The sequence below is a fragment of the Kitasatospora sp. NPDC088351 genome (genome assembly GCF_040685575.1).
Classification (GTDB): Bacteria; Actinomycetota; Actinomycetes; order Streptomycetales; family Streptomycetaceae; genus Kitasatospora.
Genome location: NZ_JBFBIL010000005.1, coordinates 123,701 through 140,149, shown reverse-complemented (window position 1 = coordinate 140,149; position 16,449 = coordinate 123,701). Strand labels below are relative to the sequence as shown.

Sequence of the window (16,449 nt, the reverse complement as noted above, 5' to 3'; positions counted from 1 at the left end):
GCATGGCTTCTCGTGCACGGGTACGCGCCCCCGAACTGGTCGGCGACGGCGGATGGCTCAACACCGGCGGCAGGGATCTGACCCTTGCCGACTTCCGGGGCAAGATCACCATCCTGGACTTCTGGACGTTCTGCTGCGTCAACTGCCTGCACGTCCTGGACGAGCTGCGCGAGCTGGAGGAGAAGCACCGCGACACCGTGGTGATCGTCGGGGTGCACTCGCCCAAGTTCGTGCACGAGGCCGACCACCAGGCGGTCGTGGACGCCGTCGCGCGGTACGAGGTGCACCACCCGGTGCTGGACGACCCGGCGCTCGCCACCTGGAAGCAGTACGCAGTGCGGGCCTGGCCGACGCTGGTGGTGATCGACCCCGAGGGGTACGTGGTGGCCCAGCACGCCGGTGAGGGGCACGCGCACGCGATCGCCCGGCTGGTCGAGGAGCTGGAGGCCGAGCACACGGCCAAGGGCACCCTGCGGCGCGGCGACGGCCCGTACGTGGCGCCCGAGCCGACCGCCGGGGACCTCGCGTTCCCCGGCAAGGCCGTCCGGCTGCCGAACGGCCACTTCCTGGTCGCCGACTCCGGCCACCACTCGCTGGTCGAGCTGGCCGGGGACGGCGAGCGCGTCGTCCGCCGGATCGGTGACGGGCAGCGCGGCCTGGTCGACGGCGCCGCCCCCCGGTTCAGCGAGCCGCAGGGCCTGGTGCTGCTCCCCGAGGGGCCCGTCCGGGACGCGCTGGGCTGCGACGTGGTGGTGGCCGACACCGTCAACCACGCGCTGCGCGGCGTGCGGCTGGCCGACGGCGGCGTCACCACCCTGGCCGGCACCGGCCGGCAGTGGTGGCAGGGTTCCGCCACCGAGGGCCCGGCCCGCGAGGTGGACCTCTCCTCGCCGTGGGACGTGGCCTGGTTCGACGGCCGGGTCTGGATCGCCATGGCCGGTGTCCACCAGCTCTGGGCCTACGACCCGGCCACCGGCACCGTCGGCGTCGCGGCCGGCACCACCAACGAGGGCCTGGTGGACGGGCCGGTCGCCGAGGCCTGGTTCGCCCAGCCGTCCGGCCTCGCCGTCTCGGCGGACGGCGAGCGGCTCTGGGTCGCCGACTCCGAGACCTCCGCGCTGCGGTCGGTTTCACGTGAAACAAAGACCGTCCACACCGCCGTCGGCACCGGCCTGTTCGACTTCGGCCACCGGGACGGCGCGGCCGATCAGGCGCTGCTCCAGCACCCGCTGGGCGTCACCGTGCTGCCCGACGGGTCGGTGGCGGTCAGCGACACCTACAACCACGCGCTGCGCCGCTTCGACCCGGCGCGCGGCGAGGTCACCACGCTCGCCACCGACCTGCGCGAGCCGTCCGGGGCGGTACTGGTGGACGGCGACATCGTCGTCGTCGAGTCCGCCCGGCACCGGCTGACCAGGCTGCGGCTGCCCGAGGAGGCCGTCCGGGTCGAGTCGGTCGCGCACCGCACCCAGCGGGCGGCCACCGAGGTCGCGCCGGGCGCGTTCCGGCTGGACGTGGTCTTCTCGGCGCCGAGCGGCCAGAAGCTGGACGAGCGCTACGGCCCGTCCACCCGGCTGCTGGTCAGCTCGACCCCGCCCGAGCTGCTGGTCTCCGGCGCGGGGGCCGACTCGGCGCTCTCCCGCGAGCTGGTGCTCTCCGACGCGGTGGCCGAGGGCGTGCTGCACGTGTCGGCGATGGCCGCCTCCTGCGACGACGACCCGGAGATCGAGTACCCGGCCTGCCACGTCCACCAGCAGGACTGGGGCGTGCCGGTGAAGCTCGCCGCCGACGGCGCACGCCGGCTGCCGCTCGTCCTGGCCGGGATGGAGTAGGCCCGTACCCGCGCGAACGCGAAGGGGCCCGGCAGCACGCCGGGCCCCTTCGCCGTACCGGGGGCCTCAGCCCTCCAGGAAGGCCTTGATCGCGCTGGCCAGCAGGTACGGGTCCTCCGCGCCGCACAGCTCACGCGCCGAGTGCATGGAGAGCGCCGCGATGCCGCAGTCCACCGTGCTGATGCCGAGCCGAGCCGCCGTGATCGGGCCGATGGTCGTACCGCAGGGCATGGCGTTGTTGGAGACGAAGGTCTGCCACGGCACGCCGGCCTTCTCACAGGCCGCCGCGAACACCGCCCGGCCGATGCCGTCGGTCGCGTAGCGGTTGTTGACGTTGACCTTCAGGATCGGCCCGCCGTTGGGCATCGGGTGGTGCCCCGGCTCGTGCCGCTCGCTGTAGTTCGGGTGGACGGCGTGGCCCATGTCGGAGGAGAGGCAGACCGTGCCCGCCAGCGCCCGGGCGCGGTCCTCGGGGCTGCCGCCGCGCGCGTAGACGCTGCGCTCCAGCACATTGCCGAGCAGCGGGCTCTGCGCGCCGGTGTCCGACTCGCTGCCGGTCTCCTCGTGGTCGAAGGCGGCCAGCACCGGGATGTACGGCAGGTCGGCGCCCGCGACGGCGGCCAGCGCGGCGGTCGCGGCGTGCACCGAGAGCAGGTTGTCCAGCCGCGGGCCGGCCAGCAGTTCGCGGTCCCGGCCCAGATAGGAGGCGGGCTGGACGTCGTGCGTCATGAGGTCCCAGCCGGCCACCTCGGACGCCTCGACGCCCGCCCGCTGCGCGACGTACTCGATCAGCGAGCCCTCGTCGACCGGGCCGAGGCCCCAGATCGGGGTGAGGTGGCGCTGCTTGTCGAGCTTCATGCCCTCGTTGACCTGGCGGTCCAGGTGGATCGCCAGCTGCGGCACGCGCAGCAGCGGCTCGTCCAGCTGCACCAGCCGGGAGCTGCCGTCGCGCAGCGCGAGCCGGCCGGAGAGGCCGAGGTCGCGATCGAGCCAGGTGTTCAGCGGCACGCCGCCGTAGATCTCCACCGCGACCTGCCGCCAGCCCGCCGAACCGGTGTCCGGCACCGGCTTGACCCGCAGGTTCGGCGAGTCGGTGTGCGTGCCGACCACCCGGAAGGGCGTCTCGGGGCCCGCGCCCTGCGGCACGTACCAGGCGATCAGCGCGCCGCCGCGGATGACGTAGCGTCCCCCGGCCGTCGCGTCCCAGGCGTCGGTCTCGGCGACCTGCCGGAAGCCCGCCTTCTCCAGCCGCTCGGCGGCGCTCGCGACCGCGTGATAGGGCGACGGTGACGTGCCGAGGAAGGCGATCAGATCATCGGTGTGCGTCCGGTCGAAGAAAGCCTGGCGGGCGGCGGTCGACATGCTGCTCCTGAGTCGAGGGAGGGCCGAAGCCGGATGGGGGATCGGCTTCGCACCTTGAGCATATGCCCGTACACGGACATGACACTCGGAACGTCCCAACGGATGCAGAACGCAGACACAACCGTGAAGTGGCCGCCTCAGGACCCCCGGCACCCAGGGGTTTCGACTGATCGCGGACGGTCATCCTCGGCGCGCCGGGAGTCGGCCGGAACTCTTCTGAACTTCCCTCCCGAACCACCGAGTTGAAGCAATGATGGGACCGGTACGCACCGGCGGCAGGCCGGCCCGCACACGACCAGGAGGCCGCACACCGTGACCAGGAACCCGTCCGTGACGCACCGCGCGCTCGCCGCACTCGCCGGCTGCGCCGCACTCGCCGCAGTGGTCACCGGCTGCGGTTCCGGCGACGCCGACCGCACCGCCGCGCCCCCGCTCGGGCCCGTTCCGGTGATCACCGAACCGGGTCAGATCACCCTGCCCATCGACGCCTACGAACTGACCGATGCCCAGCGCCTGCAGCTCGCCCGGGCCGTGGACGCCGCCGTCGACCAGTGCATGCGCGGCTACGGACTGCGCGGCCGGAGCAACACCCCGACGGCGGTCACGGTCACCGGCCTGCCCGACCCCGGCCCGCGGGCGCGGGACGGTCTCTACGGCTTCTTCAACCCGGCGACGGGCGGCCGGAACGGCTACGAGTCGCGCACCCACACCGAGCCGCTCATGCCGGACGACGACACCCCGGCGACCGAGGCCGAGGAGCTGGCGCTGACCGGCGCCGTACGCGGCGGCCGGCCGGAGAACGCGCACGTCTCGAACAAGGCCGTCCCGGCCGGCGGCTGTCGCGAAGAGGGACGGGCCGCGGTCGACGCCGACGACCTGCTGCGCGGATCCCGCCTCCCGGACGGCGGCCCCCAGGTGCCGTCGAACGACCCGCGGATCACCGAGGCGCATGCCACCTGGTCCACCTGCATGCAGGGCAAGGGGTACAGCTACGCGGACCCGTTCGCCGCGATGACCGATCCGAAGTGGCGAGCGGGAAACCCCACGGTCGACACCCCGATCGGCCCCGACGAGATCGCCACCGCCACCGCCGACCTGGAGTGCAAGCTCACCGGCAACACGGTCGGAGTGGTCACGGCCGTCCAGGCCGCCTACGACCGGCGGTACATCGACTCCCACGCCCAGCAACTCGCCGCCCGGGCGCAGAGGCTGGACGAGGCACTGCGCAAGGCCGCCCGACTGGCGGGCGGCTCCTGAATTCCCGTCAGACCGGCTGGAGACCGTCGAGCCGCCGCGTCAGCTCTTCCAGCGGCAGGCTCGGCACCGTCGCCAGCACCACCCCCGCCAGCCGCACCGCCGCCGGGGATCCCGAGCACGCCCGCAACAACGCCGCCCGCACCCCGGGCTCCCAGCTCCCGGGGTCGACACCGCCCAACAGCTCCAGCAGCAGCAGCGCCTCGGTGTCCGTCAGCCGGCCGGCCGACGGCGGCCCGGCCGGCCCCTCTGCCGCGCCGCGCGGATCCACCCCCGGACAGGCCGCCGCGACCAGCGCCGCCTCCTCCCGGCTCGCCACGCCCAGCGCCTGGACGATCCGCCGCAGCGAGTCCACCCGCGGGCGGGCCCGGCCGCGTTCGAGGTTCCCAATGGCCCGTGCGCTCAGCCCCGAGCGCTCGGCGAGTTCCTCCTGTGTCAACCCGGCCGCCTCACGCGTAGAACGCAGCAGCCCGCCAAAGTACTCCCGCCGCTCTTTCATCCCCGTCCCCCCGGAGGCAGCCACGTCCGATCTCACCTTAGGTAATCGATCGGACACCAGCCTCTGATATGACTTGAATCACAAGTCAATCCGCTCCGAACAAGGGCAACTTGGGCCCGCCACGTCTCACATGGCGAGACCATCCCCATGAACGGGTAACCCGCAGAGAAGTTCCGGCCCAAGTTCCTGTTCATCAGGTCGCTCCCGAACCAGGATCGAAGCCGTGCGAACCGCTCCGGCGACCCGAAGGTCTGCTTCGCGGGTGACGGTGCGCCTGCCGTCACCATCTACGACGTCTACACGGTGGACTCGGGCAACAACAGCGGCAAGTTCACCTACCTCACCCAGAGCGGGGCGGGGTACACATCCACCACGCCGTCCTGGTACTCCTGGACCTTCTCCCCCCGGGTCCAGCTCACCGGCATCAACATCACCGGCCACTGATCGAGGCGTGTCGGTGGGCGCCGCGCCCTGCGACGCCCACCGACATGCCGTGGCCTCACCGAACGGCCTTGAGAGGAAGTCAGATGGTGGCCCGCTACCGAATCGTCGCCGCCGGGGCGCTCACAGCAGTGGCCGTCGGCTGCAGCAGTACCTCACAGCACGGATCCACAACGGCCGAGCCACCTGCACTGGGCCAGATACAGACCATCACCGACCCGACCCAGATCGTTCTCCCGACAGACCCCTATATGGTCACATCTGCCCAGATAAAGCAGGTGACACAGGCTCAGGACGCTGTCACAGCCGACTGCATGCGGGACTTCGGATTCACCGCCAAGCCAACCACCGTCCTCGGCGCGGACACCGCGGCCATGGCACGGCTGACCCGCAGCAGGCTGTACGGGTACTTCGACGTGGCCAAGGCCAAGACGCTCGGCTATGACCGCTTCGCGCAAACCGACCAGGTCAACCAGGACGCGGCCCAGGCACCGCCTGCGTCCGTGGCGGAGCAAACGGCGCTCTCCGGCAACGACCCGACCACTCGGCAGCCGGTGACCACCCTCAACGGCAAGCCTCTGCCACCCGGCGGGTGCTTTCAAAAAGGCCGCGACGCCCTCAAGGACGACAGCCTCCTCATCGACGACTCCGCCCTCCCGGAGGGAGGGCCGAAGATCCCCGTGAACGATCCCAGGATCGTCGAGGCGTACGCCACATGGTCACAGTGCATGAAGAGCAAGGGGTTCGACTACAAGGACCCGATCGGCGCCATTGGCGACCAGAAGTGGAAGACTGGCCGGCCGGCCAACGGCTCAACGAACCCCGATGAGATCGCAGCGGCCACTGCGGACATCGACTGCAAGATCGCCAACAACACGGTCGGTGTCATCGTCGCCGTGCAGACCGCCTACGACAAGAAGTACATCGAGGCCAACGCGGCCAAGCTGACGGCGTACCGCCAGCAGACCGAGGATCTCGTCAGGAGGGCCGCCCACATCGCCTCCGGCGGCCAGGGCTGACTTCCGGACCACCCCCTTACCTCCCACCGACAACCCATGGACGACACTCTCCCGTAGTGAAGTCCTCGGGGAGACAGCTTTGTTGATGACAGGCAAGAAGGCCGACCGACTGCGCGACGCCCACTCCGACGACACCGCCGCCCCGTCGCCGGGCCGTTCCCGGGCGGCACGGCGCAAGCGGGTGCTGCTGGCGGTGGCGGCGGGATCGGCGCTGGTCGCGGTCGGCGGGCTCGGGGCCGCGACACTGGTCAAGTCCCCGGCCGAGCGGGCCGCCCGGACCGCTCCGCCGGCGAACAGCCTGATCACCGCGCCGGTGACCAGCCAGGTGGTGAACCAGTCGGTGCCGACCCGCGGCGTGGTGTACCCGCCGACGCAGTACAACATCGTCCCGGCCGCCGCCTCCGCCGACGTCACCCAGCTGTACGTCTCGAAGCTGGGGGTGAAGACGGGCGACAGCGTGGCCAGCGGGAAGCTGCTGGCCGAGGTCTCCGGGCAGCCGCTCTTCGCGCTCAGGGGGCCGGTGCCCGCCTACCGCGACATCAAGCCCGGCAGCAACGGCCCGGACGTCACCGAACTCCAGGACGCGCTGGCCGAACTGGGGTATTCGAGCAGGCCCGACGAGAAGGGCAGCTACGGCCCCGGCACCGCGCAGGCGGTGAGCGACTTCTACCGCAAGCTCGGCTATCCCGTGCCCGTCACCGGCGCCACCACCCAACAGGCCGTCGACACCGCCCAGAAGGCGGTGGACGCGAGCCAGAAGGCCGTGGACTCGCTCACCGCCCAGAAGAAGGCGGGCGCCGCACCGCCCGCCGCTCCGCCGGGACCGGCTCAGACCGGCGCACCCCAGCCCAGTGCGCCCCAGACCGGCATACCCCAGACCGGCGCCCCGGCCCCGACCGCCGGGCTCGACCTCGACCGGCAGATCGCCGACGCGAAGAAGCAGTTGACCGCCGACAAGGCCGCCCTCGCCAAGGCCGGCGCGGCGAACGGCCCGATGGTCCCCGCCGCACACGTAGTGTTCCTGCCCACGCTGCCGGCCGCCGTCACGGCGGTCAACGGCTCGGTCGGCTCGCCGGTCAACGGCACCCTGCTCTCGCTCACCAGCGGAGGCCTGAGCCTCACCGGGCAGCTGACCCCGGGTCAGGCCGCCGGGGTCAAGGCGGGGATGGCCGTGGAGATCCTCGTCGAGGACACCAACACCACGCTCACCGGCACGGTGGCCGAGGTCGGCGCCCCCACCACCACTCCCCCGGCCGGCAAGGTGATCACGCTCGGCGGAGCCGCCGCGGGCGGCGGCGCGGGCGCCGGCGGCACGGCCGGCGGGAACCCGGGAGCCGCCGGGGGCCAGCCCAACGCTCCTGGCAGCGGAGTGAGTTACACCCCGATCACGATCAGCCCGACCGCCCCGCTGCCGGCCACGCTGAACGGCAAGAACGTCCGCCTCACCGTCCTGAAAGACAAGGCCGGCGCCCCCGTGACGGCCGTCCCGGTGGCCGCGATCACCACCAACGCGGCCGGCCAGACCTCCGTCACCAAGGTGGACGCCGCCGGCACCCGGACGACCGTGCCGGTGACCACCGGGGTGACGGCCGACGGCATGGTCGCCGTGACCCCGGCCGCCGGGACCGAACTGAGGCCCGGCGACCAGGTGGTGGTCGGCAAGTGAACGACGGACCACCGGTCATCGCCCTCACCGGGGTCGGCCGCAGCTACCCGGGCGAGCCCCCGGTCACCGCGCTGCACCCGTCCGATCTCACCGTCCACCGCGGGGAGTACCTGTCGATCACCGGGCCGTCCGGCTCGGGCAAGTCCACCCTGCTGCACCTGCTCGGCCTGCTCGACACCCCCAGCCGGGGCCGGTACGAACTCGACGGCATCGACACCGGAAGCCTCCGTGACCGGGACCGTTCGACGCTGCGCGGCAGCCGGATCGGCTTCGTCTTCCAGTCCTTCCATCTGCTGCCCCACCGCACCGCCGAGGAGAACGTGGTCCTGGCCCAGGTCTACAACCGCACCCCGGCCCGGACCCGCCGGGCCACCGCGCTGGCGGCGCTGCGCCAGGTCGGCCTCGGTCACCGGACGGACGCGCTGCCCACCACCATGTCCGGCGGTGAGCGCCAGCGGGTCGCGATCGCCCGCGCCCTGGTCAACCGGCCCAGCCTGCTGCTCTGTGACGAGCCCACCGGCAATCTGGACTCGGCCAACGCCGCGGCGGTGCTCACCCAGTTCGACGAGCTGCACGCGCAGGGCTTCACCCTGGTGGTGATCACCCACGATCCGGTGGTCGCGGCCCGGGCCGGACGCCAGGTCGCCATCCGCGACGGCGTGCTCAGCGAAACCGGGACCACCGAACCCCCGGGCGCCGCCGCCCTGACCGCCGAAACCCCCGCCGCCGAAACCCCCGCCGTTGAAGCCGAGGTGCCGCTCTGATGGCCCGCGGCGTGCTGCCCGGGCCCGGCTCCCGGCTCGGCCTCAGGGACCTCGGCTCGGAGGCGGTCTCCGGCATCCTCCAGCGGCCCGGCCGCTCGGTGCTGACCATGCTCGGGACGGTGCTGGGCATCGGCGCCTTCGTCGCCGTCCTCGGCCTGACCGCGACGGCCTCCGGCCAGATCGGCGAGCAGTTCAGTCTGACCAAGGCGACCACCGTCCAGGTGACCGACCGGCCCCGAACCGACGGCCTCGCCCCCGGCACCAACCCGCCGACGGACTTCCCGGCGGACGCGGACCGCCGGCTCGCCGCGATCGACGGCGTCCGGGCGGCCGGCGTCTGGTGGCCGGTGCCCGGCAACCTGACCGTCTCCACCCGCCCGAACGGCGAGAACGAGGGAACCGGCCTCACCGTGCTGGCCGCCACCCCCGGCGCCGTGGCGGCGATGGAACCCACCCTGGCCACCGGGGTCACCATGGACGACTTCGTCCAGAGGACCGCCCAGCCGGTGGTGCTGCTGAGCCAGGCCGCCGCCAAACGCCTCGGCGTCAGCCGGCTCGACTCCCAGCCGGCCGTCTTCGTCAACGGGATGCCGTACACGGTGATCGGCATCTACTCGGACGTCCAGCGGCAGCCCAACGCCCTGCTCGGCCTGGTGATCCCGGCCAGTACGGCGCTGGAGCGGTACGGCAACCCCGGCACCGAACCGGACCGCGCGGCCCAGGGCCTGGTCGCCACCCGGGTCGGCGCCGCCTCCGTGGTGGCCGCGCAGATCCCGCTCGCGCTGCGGCCGGACGCTCCGGACTCCTTCACCGTCGTCCCGCCACCCGACCCGCACAGCCTCCAGGACAAGGTGACCTCCGACCTGACCGGCCTCTTCCTGGCGCTGGCCGGGATCTGCCTGCTGGTCGGCGCGGTGGGCATCGCCAACACCACGCTGGTCGCCGTCCTGGAGCGCACCGAGGAGATCGGTCTGCGCCGCTCGCTGGGCGCCCGGACCGGGCACATCGCCGCCCAGTTCCTCACCGAGTCCACGGCCCTGGGCACCCTCGGCGGTCTGATCGGCACCGGCCTCGGCGTGGTCACCGTCGTCGCCGTCGCCGCCGCCCGCGACTGGACGGCCGTCCTCCAGCCCGCCGCCACCCTCCCGGCCCCGCTGGTCGGTACCGTGGTCGGCCTGCTGGCCGGCCTCTACCCGGCGGTGCGCGCCGCCCGCACCGACCCCCTGAAGGCGCTGCGCAGCGGCTGAGCCCGGCGGGGCACGGCGGAGAAGATCCGAACAGCACGAAGGGGGCCCGCCGGTGATGGCGGGCCCCCTTCGTGCTGAGGGTGGGTCAGGCGGCCTGTGCGGCAGGGGAGGAACTCATCCCGACGGGATCAGAACGCCTCCTCCGCGAGCTCCATGATCTCATTGTCGACGCCCTCGGCGATCAGCCGCTGCGGGGTGACGGTCGGCAGGACGTTCCTGGCGAAGAAGCGGGCGGCCGCGACCTTGCCCTGGTAGAACGACACGTCCTTGCCGTTGGCGCCGGACTCCAGCTTGGCCAGGGCCACCGCGGCCTGGCGCAGCAGCAGCCAGCCGATCACGACGTCACCGGAGACCATCAGCAGGCGGGTGGTGTTGAGGCCCACCTTGTACATGTTCCTGACGTCCTGCTCGACCGAGGTGAGGTCGGCCAGCAGCTTGCCGACGATGGCCTCCAGGTCGCCGGCGGCCTTGGCGAGCAGGGCGCGCTCGGCGGCCAGGGCGTCGCCACCCTCGGCCGAGCCGAGGAACTTCTGGATCTGCTCGGACAGCGCGGTGAGCGCCTGCCCGCCGTCCCTGACGATCTTGCGGAAGAAGAAGTCCAGGCCCTGGATCGCGGTGGTGCCCTCGTAGAGGGTGTCGATCTTGGCGTCCCGGATGTACTGCTCGATCGGGTACTCCTGCAGGTAGCCGGAGCCGCCGAAGGTCTGCAGGGACTGGGCGAGCTGCTCGTAGGACCGCTCGGAGCCGTAGCCCTTGACGATCGGCAGCAGCAGGTCGTTCAGGCGCTCGGCGGCCTCGTCGGTCTCGCCGCGCAGGCGGGCGGCCAGCACGTCGTCCTGGGTGGAGGCGGTGAACAGGACCAGGGCGCGCATGCCCTCGGCGTACGCCTTCTGGGTGAGCAGCGAGCGGCGCACGTCGGGGTGGTGGGTGATGGTGACGCGCGGGGCGGCCTTGTCCCCGAACTGCGAGATGTCGGCGCCCTGCACGCGCTCCTTGGCGTACTCCAGCGCGTTGAGGTAGCCGGTGGAGAGGGTGGCGATGGCCTTCGTGCCGACCATCATCCGGGCGAACTCGATGATCTTGAACATCTGGCGGATGCCGTCGACCGTCTCGCCGAGCAGCCAGCCCTTGGCGGGGTGCTTGGCGCCGAAGGTCATCTCGCAGGTGTTGGAGGCCTTGAGGCCCATCTTGTGCTCGACGTTGGTGGCGTAGACACCGTTGCGCTCGCCGAGCTCGCCGGCCTCCCAGTCGAAGTCGAACTTGGGCACGATGTAGAGGCCGAGGCCCTTGGTGCCCGGCTTGCCGCCCTCGGGGCGGGCCAGCACCAGGTGGATGATGTTCTCGGACATGTCGTGCTCGCCCGAGGTGATGAAGCGCTTCACACCCTCGATGTGCCAGGAGCCGTCCTCCTGCTTGATCGCCTTGGTGCGGCCGGCGCCCACGTCCGAGCCGGCGTCGGGCTCGGTGAGCACCATGGTGGCGCCCCAGAGGCGCTCGGTCATCCGCTGGGCGACCTTACGCTGCTCCTCGGTGCCCTCGTCGTAGACGACGCCGGCGAAGGCGGGGCCGGAGGAGTACATCCAGATCGCCGGGTTGGAGCCCAGCACCTGCTCGGCGTAGGCCCAGATCAGCGAGGACGGGGTGACCTGGCCGCCGATGCCCTCCGGGATGCCCAGGCGCCACCACTCGGCGGCCATGTAGGTGTCGTAGCTCTTCTTGAACGAGGCCGGAACCGGAGCGGTGCCGGTCTCCGGGTCGAAGACCGGCGGGTTGCGGTCGGCGTCGGCGAAGGACGCGGCGAGGTCGTTCTCGGCGAGGCGCGCGATCTCGCTCAGGATGTTCTTCGCGGTCTCGACGTCCATGTCCGCGAACGGTCCGGTGCCGTACACCTGCTCGCGGCCGAACACCTCGAAGAGGTTGAACTCCACGTCCCGCAGGTTGGACTTGTAGTGACCCATGGCCGTTTTCTCCGGTTCGTCGCTTCCGGGAGACCGCCGCGTTCGGGCGCCCCGTACCCACCAGTAAGCATCATGATGCTACCCAGCGGTAACTTGTTTCAAGCCCCTGGCGGTGAATCCGCTATGAACGTGGTCACGTCCCACAAGCCGGGACGACCACTCATTGTCAGGATCGACGCCCGCACGGGCGGGTGCGCTCCCGATAGCCTGTCCGTGTGTACGGATATGACCAGAACGCATACCCGGGCGACCCCTACCAGCAGCAGGCGGGTCCGCAGCCGGGCATGAACGGCATGCCCGGCCCCGGCCCGTACGGCGAGCAGCAGCAGGCGCCGCAGCAGTCCCTCTACCCCGAGCCGTCGCCGCCCTCACTGGCGGACGCGGTCCGGGCCTTCACCACCGGGTCGATGGCGGTGGAGGACTTCCAGGCCATCTTCATCACCTCCAGGGTGCACTGCCCGCGCGGCGACCGCCCCGGCTTCCTGGCGCTGCACAACACGCCGACCCCGGTGATCCCGATGTTCAGCTCCCTGAAGGAGCTGCGCCGCTACGCCGGCAAGGACTCCAAGCACTTCACCGTCACCGGCGCGGAGGTCCTCGACCTGCTGCCGACCGGGTACGGCTTCGCGCTGGACATGGAGGGCGAGCACCGGATGGTCTTCGACGCCAAGGCGGTGGAGCAGATGGTCGACTTCACCATGCGCCGCATGTACGGCTGATCCGCCGCGACGGGAGCCCAGGGACTCCCCCGTCACCACATGGTTCAAAATTCAACTTGCTTCTTGTTGAGGATTGAACTAATCTCGTGCATGCAGGCCACAAACTCCCGAAGGAGGCCGACATGCCCGCCGTGACCGTCGACAACCCGCTGACCCTCCCGCGCGTCGCCACCCCCGACCCCGCCGTCACGAGCGCCCGGCCGGTCCTCACCGTGGTCACCGCGCCCGAGGGCTACGAAGGCGAGGGCTTCCCGGTCCGCCGCGCCTTCGCCAAGATCAACACCAAGTACCTCGACCCGTTCATCATGATGGACCAGATGGGCGAGGTGGATTATGCCGCTGGGGAGCCGAAGGGGACCCCTTGGCATCCGCACCGCGGCTTCGAGACCGTCACCTACATCATTGACGGAACGTTCATCCACCGGGACTCGCACGGCGGCGGCGGCACCATCACCGACGGCGACACCCAGTGGATGACGGCCGGCTCCGGCCTGCTGCACATCGAGAGCCCGCCGGAGTCGCTGGTGCAGTCCGGCGGCCTCTTCCACGGCCTCCAGCTGTGGGTGAACCTGCCCGCCTCGGACAAGATGATCGCCCCGAAGTACCAGGACATCCGCGGCGGCAGCGTCAAGCTCCTCAGCACCGAGGACGGCGGCGCGCTCCTGCGCGTCATCGCCGGCGAGCTGGACGGCCACCAGGGCCCCGGCACCACCTTCACCCCGATCACCATGATCCACGCCTCGATCAGCCCCGGCGCCCAGATCACCCTCCCCTGGCGCTCCGACTTCAACGCCCTCGCCTACGGCCTCGCCGGCAACGGCTCGGCCGGCACCGAGCACCGCCCCTTCCACCGCGGCCAGGCCGTCGTCTTCGGCGACGGCGACTCGATCACCATCCGCGCCGACGAGAAGCAGGACTCCCGCGACAACAACTTCGAGGTCGTCCTCCTCGGCGGCCTCCCGATCCGCGAACCCGTCGCCCACTACGGCCCGTTCGTCATGAACAGCCACCGCGAGCTCCAGCAGGCCATGGAGGACTTCCAGGCCGGCCGCCTCGGCACCATCCCCGCCGACGGCCACTGAGGGCTCCGGAGCCGGAACGGCGGAGCGGCGTACCGGTTCTACCGGTACGCCGCTCCGTCGTGTGCGGGCGTCCCGTGCACGACGAACTACCGGGAAGTGGTAGCGGAGATCCATCCTGACCTGGCTCAATAGCAGGATGGAGATCGGCGAGAAGTGGGCCTACCGAGCCCAGCCCAAGTTGCTCGGCAGTGCGGTCCGTCAAGTGGAGATCGTCCGTGTCGGCGGCCCACGCCGTTCCTCGCAGGTGCATGTCCGGTTCCTCGAAGGCGAGGATGCCGGTCTACAGGACTGGGTCGCTCCGGCATCCCTGGTCTCGCCATGGGACGGCGTCGCGGCCTTCCAGGCCGATGACAATGCCGAACTCGCCCTGGCCGAGGCGTCCCGGCAGGTGCGGAAGACTGTGGAGTTCGAGACCGCCCGGATGGTTCTCGGCTTCGTCCGGCCCAAGAGCCGATTGCGACTGCGCACGACCGTGGCCGATGCCGGTGTTCTGGAGCTCACCTCTCTGGCCGCCGTCGCCGAGCAGTTCGGGCTCGATGCTGCCGCGCTCCGGGCCGACCCGATGCTGTATGAGAACCGGACCGGCCTGTTCCTGGCAGGCTGGCCGGTCACCGAGCGAATCGCCCGGCGCGCCGCAGAGGTCCTGGCCGAGGACCTCCTCCCGGAGGTCGAACGCAGGCAGGAAGTTCTCGACCGAGACCGTGCGCAGCCCTCATGGCAATCGTGGAACCGCCGCGACGACCGGAAGCTGCAGGCCGAGGACGACATGCTCCGGACCGTCCGGGAGTGGTGCGGCCAAGATCGGGTCGACCGCTTCGATGAGTTGCTTGCTCTGCGGGCCGAAGTCGAGCGACTCGGAACGATCGTCGAACGGGCGCTGAAAGCGCTGCGCGATCGGGGACACGGCGTCATCGCCTCCACCATTGAGCGCGACCTTGGGGTCCGGGCCTCCACCCTTGGTCCCGAGGTCCGGCGCTGACACCACGCCACGGATCGGTCTGCTGCCGTGACACGGCGGGCTCGGCGGGCGCCACCTCCTTCTCCGGCCGGTGCGGGTTCCACCCGTCGAGGAAGGGGCGAAGCTCATCACCGGTGGGCTCGGTGTCGAAGACCTCGACGCCGAGTCCGCTCCGGGGAGCCGTCGGATCGATCCGGTCTGCCTCGGCCCTTCCCCAGGCGGACCATTCCCGGAATCGTTGCGCCTCCACCGCGTCGGCCCGGCTGGCGGCTTCGTCCAGCGCAGCGCAGAACTCCCTGATCTCGCGCGCGCCTTGCCAGCGTTCCAGAGCTGACCCGAACCTCTCCAGGCGTGACGCCTCCGCGGCCTTGCCCCGGGCTGCGGCAACGACGGCTTCCCAGTCCCGCTGCCTGCGCGCCTTCTCCTCGGCGGCCAGCCGCCGTCGCTCGGCCTCGGCCCTCTCCCGTTCCTCCCCCAGTCGGCGTTGCTCGGCCTCGCGCTCCAGTCGGAGGCGCTCCTGTTCCTCGGCGCGTGCCTTCAGCGCCCGGAAGAGCGATGTGATCTGCTCCTCCAACGGCCGCTTCGGCGAGTCGGCGCAGTCCTTCTTCCAGCCGCCGCCGTATCCGTAACCGCCGGCATGCGTCTCCACCAGCTGAAGGTCGAGCTCGCCGGACGGCTCGGATCGGTAGGCCGGAGTCACCCGCTGCCAGTCGTACGTCTTGCGCCGTCCATTGGCCCGGGGCACGAACTGGACCTGCTTTTGCCGCTCCTTGAAGCTCAACTCCCATGTCCTGCCGTGGACCGAGAGCAGTGGCCGCGGCTGTTTCCGCTTCTTGGAGATCGTCACGTCACCATGGCGTGCCAGCGCCTCCTGGGCGATGAGGCGGACGATCGACAGGACGCGAGGGAGCACCTCCTCGGAGATCTCGAAGGCGCTGTGGTCTGCCGTCAGAGCTGCGATCACATCGTCCACGTCCGTGATGACCCGGCTGCGCTGGAGCCGGATCCGGTTCCACTCGGTCTCGTCCAGCCCGTTGTCGCGTAGCAGACCGAGGAAGAAGTCACCCTTCTCCCGGCCGCTGTACTTCAGCTGGTAGCCGTCGGGCGCGCATGTACGAGCCGCGTCGAAGGCCCGGCGCAGCCTGGCCCGTTCCTCCGGCGACGGGTCGGAGATCTTCAGGATTCCCCCTGCCTGCTGGACCTGTTCGATCAGTGCCTGACCGTTCGCCGCCCTGGATTCCTTCGGTGTCTTCGGTTGCTGTCGCACTGTCGGCGTCTGGGCGCCTGCCTGGGCTTCCGGCGGGCCCGCCTCCGCAGATCTGCTCTGGGGCGCCGGGCCGGCGAGGCCCTTGGCCTTGGTCACGGGCTTGGGTGCCGCAGCCGGGCGATCCGGATGACGCCCGTGATCCAGGTAGAACCGGCCTGCATCGGTGATCTCCGCCCGCCACTTCACCCCTTCGCCCTTCGGCATGGCAATGAGGCCGCGCCCCTTCAAGGCACGAGCGGTAAGGGCGAGCTCAGGCTCACCAGAAGTGACCGGGCTCCCACTCCCACCGATGCGGGCAAGAAGACCGAGCTGACGCTCATTGAGCGGTGACCAACGAAGCATGTTGCCGTCGTACCCCATCAGCATCAGCGGAGACAACTG

The 16,449-nt window shown here is 71.1% G+C and carries 14 protein-coding genes; 10 read left to right on the top strand and 4 right to left on the bottom strand.

Going from position 1 to position 16,449, the window contains the following annotated elements:
• Positions 1-2: 2 nt before the first annotated feature.
• Entirely contained in the window at positions 3-1,832 is a 1,830-nt protein-coding gene (locus AB0P06_RS05770; RefSeq protein WP_363605346.1) for an NHL domain-containing thioredoxin family protein, read from the top strand.
• A gap of 66 nt (positions 1,833-1,898) precedes the next feature.
• Here AB0P06_RS05770 and AB0P06_RS05765 read toward each other — a convergent pair whose 3' ends face one another.
• Positions 1,899-3,194, bottom strand: a complete 1,296-nt coding sequence (locus tag AB0P06_RS05765; RefSeq protein WP_363605344.1) for a M18 family aminopeptidase — start codon at positions 3,192-3,194, stop codon at positions 1,899-1,901.
• Positions 3,195-3,506: 312 nt separating this feature from the next.
• Between AB0P06_RS05765 and AB0P06_RS05760 the strand changes: the two genes are divergently transcribed.
• Complete coding sequence (locus tag AB0P06_RS05760; protein WP_363605343.1) at positions 3,507-4,451, top strand: hypothetical protein; 945 nt, start codon at positions 3,507-3,509, stop codon at positions 4,449-4,451.
• 7 nt (positions 4,452-4,458) lie between these two features.
• Here the strand turns inward: AB0P06_RS05760 and AB0P06_RS05755 are convergent, their stop codons facing one another.
• The gene (locus AB0P06_RS05755) at positions 4,459-4,947 is read right to left on the bottom strand and encodes a helix-turn-helix transcriptional regulator (RefSeq protein WP_363605341.1); all 489 of its coding nucleotides are present in this window, start codon (positions 4,945-4,947) and stop codon (positions 4,459-4,461) included.
• A gap of 186 nt (positions 4,948-5,133) precedes the next feature.
• Between AB0P06_RS05755 and AB0P06_RS05750 the strand changes: the two genes are divergently transcribed.
• The 5 genes from AB0P06_RS05750 (at position 5,134) to AB0P06_RS05730 (ending at position 10,084) form a co-directional block, all read left to right on the top strand.
• The gene (locus AB0P06_RS05750) at positions 5,134-5,391 is read left to right on the top strand and encodes a beta/gamma crystallin domain-containing protein (RefSeq protein ID WP_363605489.1); all 258 of its coding nucleotides are present in this window, start codon (positions 5,134-5,136) and stop codon (positions 5,389-5,391) included.
• An 83-nt stretch (positions 5,392-5,474) separates the two neighbouring features.
• A complete protein-coding gene (locus AB0P06_RS05745; RefSeq protein ID WP_363605339.1) occupies positions 5,475-6,407 on the top strand; it encodes a hypothetical protein in 933 nt (310 codons plus the stop codon).
• Positions 6,408-6,492: 85 nt separating this feature from the next.
• On the top strand, positions 6,493-8,073 hold the full coding sequence (locus AB0P06_RS05740) for a peptidoglycan-binding domain-containing protein (protein ID WP_363605338.1): 1,581 nt from the start codon (positions 6,493-6,495) through the stop codon (positions 8,071-8,073).
• Entirely contained in the window at positions 8,070-8,837 is a 768-nt protein-coding gene (locus AB0P06_RS05735) for an ABC transporter ATP-binding protein (protein WP_363605337.1), read from the top strand. Before AB0P06_RS05740 ends, AB0P06_RS05735 begins: the two co-directional genes overlap by 4 nt.
• Positions 8,837-10,084, top strand: a complete 1,248-nt coding sequence (locus AB0P06_RS05730; RefSeq protein WP_363605336.1) for an ABC transporter permease — start codon at positions 8,837-8,839, stop codon at positions 10,082-10,084. The genes AB0P06_RS05735 and AB0P06_RS05730 overlap by 1 nt, the downstream gene beginning before the upstream one ends.
• 128 nt (positions 10,085-10,212) lie before the next feature.
• Here the strand turns inward: AB0P06_RS05730 and AB0P06_RS05725 are convergent, their stop codons facing one another.
• Complete coding sequence (locus AB0P06_RS05725; protein WP_363605334.1) at positions 10,213-12,042, bottom strand: acyl-CoA dehydrogenase; 1,830 nt, start codon at positions 12,040-12,042, stop codon at positions 10,213-10,215.
• Positions 12,043-12,326: 284 nt separating this feature from the next.
• On the opposite strand from AB0P06_RS05725, the gene AB0P06_RS05720 reads away from it, so the two are divergent.
• The 3 genes from AB0P06_RS05720 (at position 12,327) to AB0P06_RS05710 (ending at position 14,822) form a co-directional block, all read left to right on the top strand.
• Positions 12,327-12,761 (top strand): SseB family protein, encoded by a 435-nt coding sequence (locus AB0P06_RS05720; protein ID WP_363605487.1) that lies wholly within the window; start codon positions 12,327-12,329, stop codon positions 12,759-12,761.
• A gap of 122 nt (positions 12,762-12,883) precedes the next feature.
• Complete coding sequence (locus AB0P06_RS05715) at positions 12,884-13,843, top strand: pirin family protein (protein WP_363605332.1); 960 nt, start codon at positions 12,884-12,886, stop codon at positions 13,841-13,843.
• Between the two features lie 136 nt (positions 13,844-13,979).
• Positions 13,980-14,822, top strand: a complete 843-nt coding sequence (locus AB0P06_RS05710; protein ID WP_363605330.1) for a PE-PGRS family protein — start codon at positions 13,980-13,982, stop codon at positions 14,820-14,822.
• On the opposite strand, the gene AB0P06_RS05705 is transcribed toward AB0P06_RS05710, so the two are convergent.
• Positions 14,752-16,434: a PE-PGRS family protein gene (locus AB0P06_RS05705; protein WP_363605328.1), complete on the bottom strand. Its 1,683-nt coding sequence runs from the start codon at positions 16,432-16,434 to the stop codon at positions 14,752-14,754. The genes AB0P06_RS05710 and AB0P06_RS05705 overlap by 71 nt on opposite strands.
• Positions 16,435-16,449 lie beyond the last annotated feature (15 nt).

Excerpts from the sequence above, each read along its gene's own strand:
- AB0P06_RS05730 (WP_363605336.1), top strand. The coding sequence starts at position 8,837 with ATGGCCCGCGGCGTGCTGCCCGGGCCCGGCTCCCGGCTCGGCCTCAGG.
- AB0P06_RS05745 (WP_363605339.1), top strand. The coding sequence starts at position 5,475 with ATGGTGGCCCGCTACCGAATCGTCGCCGCCGGGGCGCTCACAGCAGTG.
- AB0P06_RS05720 (WP_363605487.1), top strand. The coding sequence starts at position 12,327 with ATGAACGGCATGCCCGGCCCCGGCCCGTACGGCGAGCAGCAGCAGGCG.
- AB0P06_RS05740 (WP_363605338.1), top strand. The coding sequence starts at position 6,493 with ATGACAGGCAAGAAGGCCGACCGACTGCGCGACGCCCACTCCGACGAC.
- AB0P06_RS05770 (WP_363605346.1), top strand. The coding sequence starts at position 3 with ATGGCTTCTCGTGCACGGGTACGCGCCCCCGAACTGGTCGGCGACGGC.
- AB0P06_RS05755 (WP_363605341.1), bottom strand. The coding sequence starts at position 4,947 with ATGAAAGAGCGGCGGGAGTACTTTGGCGGGCTGCTGCGTTCTACGCGT.
- AB0P06_RS05705 (WP_363605328.1), bottom strand. The coding sequence starts at position 16,434 with ATGCTGATGGGGTACGACGGCAACATGCTTCGTTGGTCACCGCTCAAT.
- AB0P06_RS05765 (WP_363605344.1), bottom strand. The coding sequence starts at position 3,194 with ATGTCGACCGCCGCCCGCCAGGCTTTCTTCGACCGGACGCACACCGAT.
- AB0P06_RS05710 (WP_363605330.1), top strand. The coding sequence starts at position 13,980 with ATGGAGATCGGCGAGAAGTGGGCCTACCGAGCCCAGCCCAAGTTGCTC.
- AB0P06_RS05725 (WP_363605334.1), bottom strand. The coding sequence starts at position 12,042 with ATGGGTCACTACAAGTCCAACCTGCGGGACGTGGAGTTCAACCTCTTC.
- AB0P06_RS05715 (WP_363605332.1), top strand. The coding sequence starts at position 12,884 with ATGCCCGCCGTGACCGTCGACAACCCGCTGACCCTCCCGCGCGTCGCC.